The organism is Flavobacterium collinsii, assembly GCF_946903285.1.
Classification (GTDB): Bacteria; Bacteroidota; Bacteroidia; order Flavobacteriales; family Flavobacteriaceae; genus Flavobacterium; species Flavobacterium collinsii.
On sequence record NZ_OX336425.1, the window covers coordinates 1,643,062 to 1,656,656 of the forward strand.

At 38.1% G+C, this 13,595-nt stretch carries 6 protein-coding genes; 4 read left to right on the top strand and 2 right to left on the bottom strand.

Annotated features, from left to right (window positions below):
• The first annotated feature begins 64 nt into the window (after nucleotides 1-64).
• Nucleotides 65-1,411 carry a deoxyguanosinetriphosphate triphosphohydrolase gene (locus OGZ34_RS07345; RefSeq protein WP_173964275.1) on the top strand — a complete coding sequence of 449 codons (1,347 nt, stop codon included), beginning with the start codon at nucleotides 65-67 and terminating at the stop codon, nucleotides 1,409-1,411.
• Nucleotides 1,412-1,497: 86 nt separating this feature from the next.
• Here the strand turns inward: OGZ34_RS07345 and OGZ34_RS07350 are convergent, their stop codons facing one another.
• Together OGZ34_RS07350 and OGZ34_RS07355 are read right to left on the bottom strand one after the other, a co-directional pair.
• Entirely contained in the window at nucleotides 1,498-2,499 is a 1,002-nt protein-coding gene (locus tag OGZ34_RS07350; RefSeq protein ID WP_263362613.1) for a DUF3078 domain-containing protein, read from the bottom strand.
• Nucleotides 2,500-2,533: 34 nt separating this feature from the next.
• Nucleotides 2,534-4,321 carry a 1-deoxy-D-xylulose-5-phosphate synthase gene (locus OGZ34_RS07355; protein ID WP_263362614.1) on the bottom strand — a complete coding sequence of 596 codons (1,788 nt, stop codon included), beginning with the start codon at nucleotides 4,319-4,321 and terminating at the stop codon, nucleotides 2,534-2,536.
• A 247-nt stretch (nucleotides 4,322-4,568) separates the two neighbouring features.
• Here OGZ34_RS07355 and OGZ34_RS07360 point away from each other — a divergent pair, with 247 nt between their 5' ends.
• The 3 genes from OGZ34_RS07360 (at nucleotide 4,569) to pbpC (ending at nucleotide 13,519) form a co-directional block, all read left to right on the top strand.
• Complete coding sequence (locus tag OGZ34_RS07360; protein ID WP_173964272.1) at nucleotides 4,569-5,012, top strand: nucleoside deaminase; 444 nt, start codon at nucleotides 4,569-4,571, stop codon at nucleotides 5,010-5,012.
• A gap of 176 nt (nucleotides 5,013-5,188) precedes the next feature.
• Nucleotides 5,189-10,858: an alpha-2-macroglobulin family protein gene (locus OGZ34_RS07365; RefSeq protein WP_263362615.1), complete on the top strand. Its 5,670-nt coding sequence runs from the start codon at nucleotides 5,189-5,191 to the stop codon at nucleotides 10,856-10,858.
• 285 nt (nucleotides 10,859-11,143) lie between these two features.
• Complete coding sequence (pbpC, locus tag OGZ34_RS07370) at nucleotides 11,144-13,519, top strand: penicillin-binding protein 1C (protein WP_263362616.1); 2,376 nt, start codon at nucleotides 11,144-11,146, stop codon at nucleotides 13,517-13,519.
• The last annotated feature ends 76 nt before the right edge of the window (nucleotides 13,520-13,595 follow it).

The following is a 13,595-nucleotide window of genomic DNA, read 5'->3' on the forward strand; positions in this document are numbered from 1 at the left end:
AAACGTATTTTTGACGTTTAGATCAAAAAGTCTAAAATCAACAATCTGAAATCTAAAATTGAAAATGAACTGGGAACAACTTTTATCACTCAAGCGCCAAGGCGACACTAGCAAGAGATTACGTGCAGAACAAGATGATACGCGATTGGGATTTGAGGTTGATTATGACCGAATTATATTTTCGGCGGCTTTTCGCTCTTTACAGGATAAAACTCAGGTAATTCCGCTTTCAAAAACAGATTTTGTACATACCAGATTAACACACAGTTTAGAGGTTTCGGTTGTAGGGCGTTCTCTGGGGCGTTTGGTAGGAAAAAAAATAATTGAAAAATATCCACATTTAAAAGAAGTTCACGGATACCACATGAATGATTTTGGAGCCATTGTGGCTGCGGCTTCTCTGGCACATGATATTGGGAATCCTCCTTTTGGGCATTCAGGAGAAAAAGCAATTGGGGAGTATTTTTCGATAGGAAACGGATTGAAATACAAAGATCAGTTAACGGCAAAACAATGGCAGGATTTAATTGATTTTGAAGGTAATGCCAACGGTTTTTCAGTTCTTACGGCAAGCCGTCCTGGGATTGAAGGCGGACTTCGAATTTCCTATGCGACGCTGGGGGCTTTTATGAAATATCCGAAAGAAAGTTTACCTAAAAAACCAACACAGAATATCGCCGATAAAAAATACGGTTTCTTTCAGACTGACAAATCATTTTTTGAAGAAGTTGCTAAAGATATGGGCATGATTGTCAATAAATCCGGAGAGGATATTGGTTTCGAAAGACATCCTTTGGCCTATTTAGTCGAAGCGGCTGATGATATTTGTTATACGATTATCGATTTTGAAGATGGAATAAATCTGGGGTTAGTTTCGGAGGATTATGCGCTGGAATATTTAATCAAATTGGTAAAAGACAATATCGGAGTCGCCAAATACAAGACTTTAACAACAAAAGAAGACCGAATTAGTTATTTACGTGCTTTGGCTATCGGAACATTGATTAATGACGCTGTAAATGTTTTTGTTGAAAATGAAGAGGCTATTCTGGAAGGTAAATTTCCTTTTGCTTTAACCGATAAAAGCAAATACAAAGCACAAATGGATGATATTATCAAACTAAGTGTAGATAAAATCTATCAAAGCCGTGAAGTTGTTGAAAAAGAAATTGTAGGATATCAGATTATTCAGACCTTGCTGGACAAGTTTATCGTGGCTTTTAACAACAAATACGAAGGAACGGCTTCAAATTATGACAAACTGATTTTGAAAATGCTGCCTGAAAAACACCATTTAGAGAAAACCAATTTATATGAACGTTTGCTGCATATTTGTCACTACGTTTCTTTATTGACAGATGGGAATGCCCTTGAATTGTTTGAAACAATCAATGGAAGAAAAAATAAATAATATGCTTAATTAGCAAGAAAATGATTTAACACATAGAACCTATGTCACTATGTGTTAAAATGAATTACCCTCAACAGGTTAATAATCTATTGAAAAGCATACACGAGACCCACGCCTAAAACTTGTCTTAGCTGAGCTCTTGGTCCATTGTTAACCTGTGAAGTTGCTCCGCTAGTAGGGTCAACCACATCTTTTTTGGTTTTGATGTCATCGTCATAAACCAAGTGTACACCAATATTAGCTTTTACATAAGCATTTACTACAAGATCCAGACGAGTATCATAATCGATGTCAACGTTTCCAAATTTGTTAAGATAATCAGTATACAAACTCAGTCTGTTTTCGTAAAAGATATTTTTGTAAATCTCGCTTTTCATGTATCCGGTAAGCAGAATACCAAATTCGGCTTTGACTTTTTGTCCGTTTTCAATTAAAATCTTAGAATTTGGATCCATAGGGTCCACCATATAAGTCGCTTTTCGGACACCAAATGCCCCTTGATTTGCCAAATACTGATCCAGAACCAAAGTAGTTTTTAAGGTTATTGGAGAGAAATAAAGCGTTCTGTTTTTCTTTTTATTTGAGTTTTCAGCTCCTGCTCCAAGAAAGACATAGGCAGGTGCAAAAGGTTTAGAGATTGCAACATCTTTATTTGGGTAATTGTATCCATCAGTAAATTGAGTATTGAAGTTGAATTTTGCCGAGTAATACCAATTAGAGATCGTATCTTTTCTAAAACCGTAAGTCGAGTTGAATAAAAAAGCATCATCGGTTTTTCGGAGTTCGGTACCGTCTTGCTGGTTTAAACCGTATTTTATAATAAGTTCATTCGCCCATTTGTGATTTCCTTTAACGTAAGTTCGGTTAAATTCGCCTTTAAAAAGTCCTGAAATCGAACTTGTCCCCCCTGCACTCCAGTTTACAAAAGCAATTTCGGAAATGTCAAAGCCCAGCTGATTTTTTTTTGTCCAATTTGACGGTGGCTCAGGTAATTCGCCCGGATCTAAGGTCGTTTGGATGATTTGGGCAAAGTTATTTGAAGTACACAAAAGCAACAGAAGCAAAAGGGTAGAACGCAATAATTTCATTGGGATTTTTTATTTTTTTGACAGCGCAAAATAATTATTTTGTGTCGTTTGAAAAAAGATTTATCAAACTTTTAACGTCAATTTTGCACAATTGTTGTAACTGATTTACAGTTCCGTGCTCTATAAACCTGTCTGGAACACCTAAAACCTCGATGGTATTTTTAAAATTATTAGAGGCTGCAAACTCTAAAATTGCACTTCCAAAACCACCGTTTATAGTGCCATCTTCGATCGTAATTATCCTCTTAAAACCGGATAAAATATTGCTTAAAATATTGATATCTAGTGGTTTGATGAAAGGGAAGTCGTAGTGGGCAATTGTTTCGGAATTGAGGCATTCGCTTAGTGCTGCGATCACATTATTTCCAATTGTTCCAGTGGATAAAACGGCTGTTTTTGATCCTTTTTTTAAACAGGTTGCCGCGCCAATTTCAATTTTTTCGTAATGTCCGAAATTTTCTACTTCCCAATTTGGTAAAACGCCTCGACCTCTTGGATATCGAATTGCAATGGGATGATTTAATCCTAATTGAGCAGTATATAAAATATTTTGTAAAGCAATTTCATTGAGGGGAGCGTAAATAATCATGTTTGGAATAGCGCGTAAATAAGCAATGTCGAAAACACCGTGATGTGTTGCGCCATCTTCACCAACTAAGCCTGCTCGATCCAAACAAAAAATAACAGGTAAGTTTTGTAATGCAACATCGTGAATGACCTGATCGTAGGCACGCTGTAAAAAAGTCGAATAGATATTGCAATAAACAATCATACCCTGTGTGACCATCCCTGCAGCAAGTGTTACGGCATGTTGTTCTGCTATTCCCACATCAAAAGCACGTTCCGGAATCTCGTCCATCATAAATTTAAGCGAACTTCCGGATGGCATCGCAGGAGTAATCCCGATGATTTTTTCGTTCTTTTTGGCTAAATCTAAAATCGTCAGACCAAAAACGTCCTGATATTTAGGGGGTAAGTTTTCTTCTGATTTAGAATAAAGTTCTCCGGTTGAAGCATCAAATTTTCCCGGAGCATGATATTTTACCTGATTTTCTTCAGCCTGCTGTAAACCTTTTCCTTTTGTGGTAACAATATGTAGAAATTTTGGACCTTTTATTTTCTTTAAGCTATTAAGCTCTTTGATTAATGCCGGAAGATCATGACCGTCAATCGGACCCGAATAATCAAAGTTTAACGATTTGATGATGTTATTTTGCTTCGGGTTTTTTCCGTTTTTAACGGCTGTTAAATACTTTTTCAAAGCGCCAACACTCGGATCAATTCCGATCGCATTATCGTTTAAAATCACTAAAAGATTAGCATCTGTAACACCGGCATGGTTTAAACCTTCAAAAGCCATTCCTGAAGCAATCGACGCGTCGCCAATCACGGCAACATGCTGTTTGTCGAAATCTCCCTTTAGTTTTGAGGCGATGGCCATTCCAAGAGCTGCCGAAATAGAAGTTGAGGAGTGTCCCACGCCAAATGTGTCGTAAACACTTTCGCTTCTTTTTGGAAAACCGGAAATACCTTCCAGTTGCCTGTTGGTATGAAAAATTTCTCTTCTCTCCGTCAAAATTTTATGACCGTAAGCTTGGTGACCAACGTCCCAAACCAATAAATCGTCGGGAGTATTAAATACATAATGCAGTGCTATAGTCAATTCGATTACGCCCAGACTGGATCCTAAATGGCCTTCCTTGACCGAAACAACGTCAATAATAAAATCGCGTAATTCCTGAGCAACCTGAGTAAGTTGCGCTTCGGGTAACAAGCGTAAATCAGCGGGATTGTGAATGTTGGAGAGTAAGTTACTTTTCATTGTAAGGTAAAAAGCAAATTTACGGTTTTAAATTTAATTATTGTTTCTTGAATGTTTAACGTAAACTTTAATACAGGGCTTTTATAGAAATGAGGTAATTAACGCTATTAATAGCTTTAAATAAGCACTATTTCTGAGGTGATTAATTTTATTGGACTAAACTTGATTGGAAAAAGATAAGGTTTGATTGCTACTTTCTTGATTTTAGGTCAGGGAAAATTATTTCAAAAGCTTTATTTTTGCACTTATGATAAATCCCTTCACCGACGAATATTTTATGAAAAAAGCTTTGCAGGAAGCTGAAATGGCTTTTGATAAAGGCGAAATTCCTGTTGGCGCAATCATTGTGGTTGCAGATAAAATCATTGCTAGAAGTCACAATTTAACCGAACTGCTTAACGATGTTACAGCTCATGCCGAAATGCAGGCCATAACTGCTGCGGCTAACTTTTTAGGTGGAAAATATCTCAAAGACTGTACTTTATATGTCACTCTCGAGCCTTGTCAAATGTGTGCGGGAGCTTTATATTGGAGTCAGATTTCTAAAATTGTTTTTGGTGCCCGTGATGAACAACGTGGTTTTATGACCATGGGAACCAAATTACATCCAAAAACGACTGTGGTTTCTGGTATCATGGCCAATGAAGCTGCTGATCTAATGAAACGCTTTTTTGTGGAGAGACGAAAATAGCTTTTCTTCTAAGGTTTAGAAAAAAATCAATTCACTGAATTTTCCTCTTAAAAGATTTAGAAAAATACGTTATATTTATGCAATATAATTGACAAACCACTAGTTAATCATATAGCGGTTAAAGCTAAAACATGCTGTCAATTTCCAAATTCATAAACCTGTAATTCTAAATTAAAGTGAAAGTAAAAGGACTATTTCTCGCGTTTTTTGTGTTTTTTATTTTTCAATCCTGCGGCAGAAAATCAGCTGCCGATTTCAATTCCGATTTTTCATTATTCAAAGAGTACATTGTCAGTTTTACGGGAGGCATCGTCTCTTCGGAATCTGACATTAGAGTCGTTTTGGCTTTTGATAAAAAAGAATGGAAAGTCAATCAGGAATTAGACGACGATTTATTTGATATCTCGCCAAATGTACGCGGGAAAGTAGTGGCACTTTCGACCAATACAATTGCTTTTATTCCAGAGAAAAAATTAGAGGCAGGAACAGAATATCAGGTGACCTTAAACTTAGACAAGCTCATCACTATTCCGAAAGAGAAGGAGGAAACACTTTCGAAATTCAACTTTACAGTCAAAACAATCAAGCAAGACTTTACCATCAATACGATGGATGTTCAGTCGTACAGCAAAGATTACCAATATCTGAACTGCGTTTTAAAAACGGCAGACAATATGGATATCGAAACGGCTAAAAAAATAATTACGGCCCGTCAGAATGGGAGTGATCTTAAAATTAAATTCGAGAAAAAAACAGGTTCAGCCAAAGAATTCAATTTTAGAATTGACAGTATTCAACGCTATTTAGAAGCTTCGAATCTGGAAATTGCATACGATGGCGGTGATTTTGATATCGACCAGAAAGGGCAATTGGATTATGCTGTTACAGGTTTGAAAGAATTTAAAATTGTAAAAGTTGATATTCCCGAAGGAAGCAATCAGTCGATTTTAATTAATTTTTCGGAACCCTTAGAAAAAGGACAGGATTTCAAAGGATTGGTTTCGATTCAGAATACCAACAATCTGAAATTTTCGACGCAGGGAAATGTGCTTAAAGTGTATTTTAGTAATACAGCTCCGGCGAAAAAGGAAGTACCTGTACAGGTAGAAGAAAGTGCAGCCATAGCTGTTGATTCTGCGACGGTCGTTGTTGATTCTACAGCAACCGTAACGGATAGTGCTGTAGTGGTCGTTCAGAACGAGGAGGAGACTCAGGAACCGGAGCCGGTTTTATCGGGGGAGTTGTTGCTTGAAGTTTTTCAGGGGATTGAAAGTCAGTACGGTAAAAAGATGGACGCAAATTATACTGAAAAAATCACTTTTGACCAGATAAAACCGAACGTTAGATTTGTAAAAAACGGAACGATTCTGCCAAGTTCGAACAATCTGAAATTGAATTTCGAAGCGGTCAATTTAAGCGCTGTTGATGTAAAAGTGTATAAAATTTACAAAAATAACATTCTTCAGTTTCTTCAGTACAATGAGTTAAACGGAAGTCAGAACCTCAAGAAAGTGGCACAGCCGGTAGCGAAAACCACACTTAATTTAGTCGAAAGCAAATTGATAAATCCTGCTAAGTGGAACACATTTGCTCTGGATTTGTCTAAAATAATTACACCGGAACCGGGTGCTATTTATCGTGTAGAATTTGTATACAAAAAGAAATATTCGCTGTACAAATGTGAAACGTCTACAGGAGATTCTGAAGGAGAAGAAGAAGAGGAGGTAGATGAAGACGATGTAAACTACAGTGGAAATTCGTACGATGATTACTATTACGACGATTATGACTGGAGAGAAAGTCAGGATCCTTGCTCAGGATCGTATTACTATAATGCTAGAATTGCGACAAATATCTTAGCAACTGATTTGGGGGTTATAGCCAAAAGAGGCGAAAATAAATCATATCTCTTTGCTGTCAATAATATTGTAACCACAGAGCCGGTTTCAAATGCGAGAGTGGATCTGTACACCTTTCAACAGCAAAAAATAGCGACTTCTGCAACAAGCAGCGAAGGAATTGCTTCGTTTCAGCTCAATAAATTTGCTTATTTTGCTATCGTTACTTTAGGAGATCAATCGACGTATGTGAAGCTGGACGACGGATATTCGTTGTCAGTAAGTAATTTTGATGTTGCAGGCGAGACTTTGCAAAAAGGTTTAAAAGGTTTTATTTATGGCGAACGTGGCGTTTGGCGTCCGGGAGATAATGTGTATTTGTCCTTTATCTTGAATGATGCTTCGAATAAACTTCCAAAATCGCACCCAATTAAATTGCGACTGAACGATCCGAATGGTAAAACGACCTATCAGACCATTCAGAAAACAAATGAGTTGAATCATTATAGTTTTATCGTTCCAACAAGTGCCGATGCGCCAACCGGAAACTGGGAAGCAATGGTAAGTGTGGGAGGTGCTAAGTTTTACAAAAGCATTAAAATTGAAACGATCAAACCGAATCGCTTAAAAATTAAAAATACTTTCTCAAGAAAAACGCTATCGTCATCTTATCCTAATACCAGCAATCTTGAAGTGACCTGGCTTCATGGTGCTATTGCAAAAAATCTGAATGTAGAAATGCAGGCTAAATTTTCGCAGCAAACCACCACTTTTAAAGGGTATGAGAAATTTAATTTTGACGATCTGGTACGCCAGTTCAGCACGGAAGAAATCAATGTTTTCTCCGGAAAATTAAACGAGAGTGGAAGAGCTTCGGTCAATATTCAGCCAAAATTACAGGGACAGGCTCCCGGAATGCTTCGTGCTTCATTTATTACAAAAGTATATGAAGAAGGGGGTGATTTTAGTACTGATGTTATTTCGACAACCTATTCGCCATACAAAACCTATGTAGGAATAAAGGCACCGGAAGCTAATAAATATGGAATGCTGGAGACCAGAACGAATAATCGTTTTGATATTGTTACTGTCGATGAAAATGGAAGGCCAAAATCAGTTAGAAATCTGGAAGTAAAAGTATATAAAGTAGAGTGGCGTTGGTGGTGGGACGCTTCGAGTGATAATCTCTCTAATTATAATTCATCGAATGCTACAACTTCATATCAAACTTTTGTGGTTAATACAGATTCTAGTGGGAAAGGAAGTATTCAGTTTTCTTTAACCGATGAAGAATGGGGGCGTTACTTAATACGTGTTGCAGATAATACTGATGGACATGCATCTGCCTTAACCGTAAATATTGACTGGCCGATCTGGTCCGGAAAAACCCGTAACAGAGATGCGTCGACCGCCAATATGTTAGTGTTTTCTACCGATAAGAAAAATTATGCGGTAGGCGAAAAGGCACAAATATCTTTCCCTTCAAGTGAAGGTGGTCGTGCTTTGATTTCTATTGAAAACGGATCAAAAGTGGTACAGACCATTTGGGCTAAAACAAAACAGGGAGAAACCAAAGTTGAGATTCCAATTACGGCCGCAATGGCACCAAACGTATATTTTAACATCACACTTTTACAGCCACACGCTTCGACTAAAAACGATTCGCCTATTCGTATGTACGGAATCGTTCCGATCGAAGTGGTGGATAAAAATACCATTCTCGCACCAACCCTTTCAATGCCGGATGTTTTAAAACCGGAGCAGACTTTTACTGTGAAAGTTGGAGAGAAAACGGGTAAAGAAATGACGTATACGATTGCAGTTGTAGATGAAGGACTCTTGGATTTAACTCGTTTTAAGACACCAAATGCCTGGGACAGTTTTTATGTTCGCGAAGCATTGGGGGTTAAAACCTGGGATATTTATGACGATGTGATTGGGGCCTATGGAGGAAAAATAAATCAGATTTTCAGTATTGGTGGAGATCAGGATTTAGGAGGCGGTAAAGCCAAAAAAGCCAACCGATTTAAACCTGTAGTGTTGTATTACGGACCGTTTAAATTAGAAAAAGGCCAAACAAAAGCACATCAGTTAAAACTACCCAAATACATAGGTTCTGTTCGAACCATGGTTGTGGCGGGTGATGCCAATACAAGTGCTTACGGAAGTGTAGAAAAAGCAACTCCGGTTAAAAGTCCGCTGATGGTATTGGCTTCGTTCCCAAGAAAAATATCACCTTCAGAAAAAGTGACGCTTCCGGTTACCGTTTTTGCGACCGAAAAGAATATTAAAAAAGTAACCCTTCAGCTTAGAACGAGCAACGGATTAAAAGTAATGGGAAGTGCCACTCAAAGCCTGAATTTTGCACAGCCTGATGAAAAAATGGCGTATTTTAATCTCGTAGTAGGTTCTGCTACCGGAATTGCTAAAGTTCAGGTAATTGCGACCTCAGGAAAAGAGAGATCGGTTTATGATGTAGAGATCGATATGACGAATCCTAATCCGGTTACCAATACCTATACCGATGTTGTTTTACCTCCAAACAGTACCAAAACAATTACATGGAAAACCTTTGGAGTTTCGGGAAGTAATAAAGCCAGATTGGAAGTTTCGTCAATGCCAACCATCAATTTGAATGGAAGACTGCAATATCTTATTCAGTATCCTCATGGCTGTGTAGAGCAAACTACTTCGTCTGTTTTTCCACAGTTGTTTTTAAGTGATATTGTCGATGTGGACAATACCCGAAAAGGAATCATTCAGAAAAATATAACAGCCGGGATTGCCAAATTAGGAAGTTTCCAATTGCCGTCCGGTGGCTTGTCGTATTGGCAGGGAAATACAACTGCCGATGATTGGGGATCTTCATATGCCGGACATTTCCTGATTGAAGCAGAGAAAAAAGGGTATGTTTTACCTATTAATTTCAAATCAAAATGGATTTCATACCAGCAAAAAGAAGCCAAACAATGGCGTTTTGAAGTGAAGTATGGTAATGATCTTGCTCAGGCCTATAGATTGTATACGCTGGCGCTGGCGGGCAATGCCGACTTGTCTTCGATGAACAGGTTGCGTGAAACAAAAGGGATTTCAAACGAAAGTAAGCTTCGACTTGCTGCTGCGTATGTTTTGGCCGGGCAAAAATCAGCAGGACAAAATTTATTATTACGTACCAGTATCGACAATGAATCCAGTGAGTATAATTATTACTACTATGGTTCAAGCGAAAGAAACAGAGCAATGGCCTTAGAAACGATGCTGCTTTTAGGACAAAAACAAAAAGCATTCACTATGGCTTCAAAACTGGCTAAAGAAATGTCAACCAACCAATGGATGAGCACACAAACAACTGCTTACTGCCTGTATGCTATGTCTAAATTTGCGACAGGCAACGGACCAAAAGGAATCAATCTTCAGTTTAGTAAAAACGGAAAAGGTGAAATTATTAGTACGCAAAAAACTATCGCAGACAGAAGTTTAGTCGTTCAGACAGGTGTAAATAGCGTTGTTTTGAAGAATCTTAAAAACAATACCGTTTATGTTCGTGTTTTAAATACCGGAATATTGCCAATAGGACAGGAAAATGCAGTTCAGAGTGATGTGTCTGCGAATATTGTTTTCAAAAACAGAAAAGGAAGTGTTATTAATGTTTCAAAAATCAGTCAGGGAACCGAGTTTGTTGCAGAAGTTACGGTTAGAAACCAAAGAAATGAAAGCATTCAGAATGTAGCACTGTCGCAAATTTTACCTTCAGGATTCGAAATCGTTAATACCCGTTTCACAGACTACGGTGACGCAACCAATAATATTGCAGATTATATTGATATTCGTGACGACAGAACCAATTTCTATTTTGGATTAAAGTCCAGAGAAACCAAAGTATTCCGAATTTTGTTAAACGCATCCTATTTAGGAAATTATTATTTACCGGGATTACAGTGTGAAGCCATGTACGACAATACATTCCTGGCCAGAACAAAAGGATTCTGGGTTGAGGTCGTAAAATAAATTATAGGCCATAGGTTTTGCGTCACGAATCTAAATTATTATAAATTAATTCGAGAATTCGTGGCGAAAAAATTGGTGTTAATCTGTATAATCTGTTGCTAATAAACTTTGCGTACTTTGTAGTAAAATATAGTTTCACGCAGATTTTACAGATGAAGCAGATAAAAAAAATCTGCCACCCGAGCGATAGCGAACAGGCGAAGCAAATCTGCGGAATCTGCGAGCAAAAAATCTTTGTAGACTTAGCGAATAACTTAGCACTTTCGCGGTTAAATAAATATTACGTTGAAAAATAAATTAAAAGCGTTTTTACAGCGCATTATAAACTGGATCAAAAAGAATAAAATAAAATCAGCAATTGCATTTCTGCTCTTGCTGATTTATTATTTTTCCATTCCCCGAACGTTGTTTAAAGAGCCGTACTCGACGGTTATCGAAAGTAAAGAAAGAGAGTTGCTTGGTGCTAAAATTGCCCTTGACGGACAATGGCGTTTTCCGGCACAGGACAGCGTACCCGATAAATTCAAGAAATGCATTGTATATTTTGAAGACGAGTACTTCTATAAACATCCTGGTTTTAATCCGGTTGCGATGGTAAATGCGATTAAGCAAAACCGAAAAGCAGGAAAAGTAGTTCGCGGCGGAAGTACACTGACACAGCAGGTGATCCGATTGTCCCGAAAAGGAAAGGGAAGAACTTATTTTGAAAAATTGATCGAAATAATACTCGCAACGCGATTGGAATTGGGGTACTCTAAGAATGAAATTCTTGAGTTGTATGCTGCTCATGCTCCGTTTGGAGGAAATGTTGTCGGGCTCGAAATGGCGTCGTGGCGTTATTTTGGCGTGCAGTCCAATCAATTGTCGTGGGCAGAAAATGCTACACTTGCAGTTTTACCCAATGCACCGAGTCTGATTTATCCTGGAAAAAACCAAATCAAATTATTAAACAAGCGCAACCGACTTTTGCTTAAACTGCAGCAGGAAGGTGTAATTGACAAGCAGACTTATGAACTTGCAGTTGAGGAACCTTTGCCTCAAAAACCGTATGATTTGCCTCAGATAGCACCTCATTTATTGCAAAGAGCCGCTAAAGATCAGGAAGGAACAAGGGTAAAAACTACGATTGATTATGTGCTGCAAAACAGAGTTAATCAAATTGCCAGATACTATTACAATCAATACAAGCAGAATGAAGTGCACAATCTGGCTATTCTGGTAATTGATGTTTCCAATCGAAATGTAATCAGTTACGTGGGCAATGCTCCAACCGATAAAGATCATCAAAAAGATGTTGATATTATCGATGCGCCCAGAAGTACAGGGAGTATTCTGAAACCGCTTTTATATGCCGGAATGCTGGACGATGGTGAATTACTGCCGAATACTTTGGTTGCTGACATTCCAACGCAGATTGCAGGTTACACTCCGCAAAATTTCAATCTGACCTTTGACGGAGCAGTTCCGGCACATCGGGCTTTGTCACGTTCCCTCAATATCCCGTCGGTTTTGATGCTGCAGGAGTTTGGCGTGAATAAATTTTATGAAGAATTGCAAAAGTTTAAATTGCGGGACATTAATAAAACACCCGATCATTACGGGTTATCGCTTATTCTGGGTGGAGCCGAAAGTAATTTGTGGGATTTATGCCGAACGTATGCAAATCTGTCCTCTACCTTAAATTATTATGTTAAGAATCAGGCACAATACCGAACGAATGAATTTACGGAGTTAAATTATAAGAGCAATTTTGAGCCCGATTTTGGCTCAGAAAGCAATCAGAAGAACATCTTGGGCGCCGGATCAATTTGGGCGGCTTACAATGCCATGGAAGAGGTCAACAGGCCGGAAGGAGATGAAGCCTGGAAGTTTTACGACAGCTCTCTTAAAATTGCCTGGAAAACCGGAACCAGTTTTGGTAATCGTGATGCGTGGGCAATTGGTACCAATTCAAGATATGTAGTGGGCATCTGGGTTGGGAATGCAACAGGTGAGGGCAGGCCTACTTTAACAGGAGTTACAAGTGCCGCACCAATTTTATTTGATATTTTTAATTTACTGCCGAGACAAAAATGGTTTCAAACGCCCTATAAGGATTTAGAAGAAGTTGAGGTGTGTCGTTTAAGCGGCTACTTGGCCAAAGATGGTTGTCCAAAAATGAAACAATGGGTTCCTAAAAAAGGAAAATCGACAGGCGTTTGTCCGTATCATAAAACCGTTCATTTGGATAGGACCGAAAAGTTTCAGGTAAATAGCAGTTGCGAAAACATTGATAATATAGTGACTAAAAACTGGTTTATTTTGCCTCCGGTTATGGCGTGGTATTACAAGAGCCAACATATCGAATACCTGCCTCTGCCTCCGTTTAAAGAAGGCTGTCAGGGTACGCAAACCAAAACAATGGATTTTATTTATCCAAAAACCAATGGTAAGATTTATTTAACGAAGAATTTTAATAGTGAAGTCCAGCCAGTCATTCTAAAAGTAGCCTATTCTGAACGGGATAAAGAACTCTTTTGGTACGTGGATGACGTTTATAAAGCAACCACAAAAACCTTTCACGAATTGCCTGTTGCCCCAACTTCAGGAACGCATTATATTACAGTTGTAGATGCTTTTGGAAATGAGATTAGAAGAAAAATTGAGATTGTTAGGGAATAGGAGGAGAAATGAATTCCAATTTTTAAATTCCAAATTCCAAACTGTTTGTTATTTCTTTTCGGAATGACAGAAAAAC

Coding starts and splice junctions, on each gene's coding strand:
- OGZ34_RS07345 (WP_173964275.1), top strand. CDS start 65: ATGAACTGGGAACAACTTTTATCACTCAAGCGCCAAGGCGACACTAGC.
- OGZ34_RS07350 (WP_263362613.1), bottom strand. CDS start 2,499: ATGAAATTATTGCGTTCTACCCTTTTGCTTCTGTTGCTTTTGTGTACT.
- OGZ34_RS07355 (WP_263362614.1), bottom strand. CDS start 4,321: ATGAAAAGTAACTTACTCTCCAACATTCACAATCCCGCTGATTTACGC.
- OGZ34_RS07360 (WP_173964272.1), top strand. CDS start 4,569: ATGATAAATCCCTTCACCGACGAATATTTTATGAAAAAAGCTTTGCAG.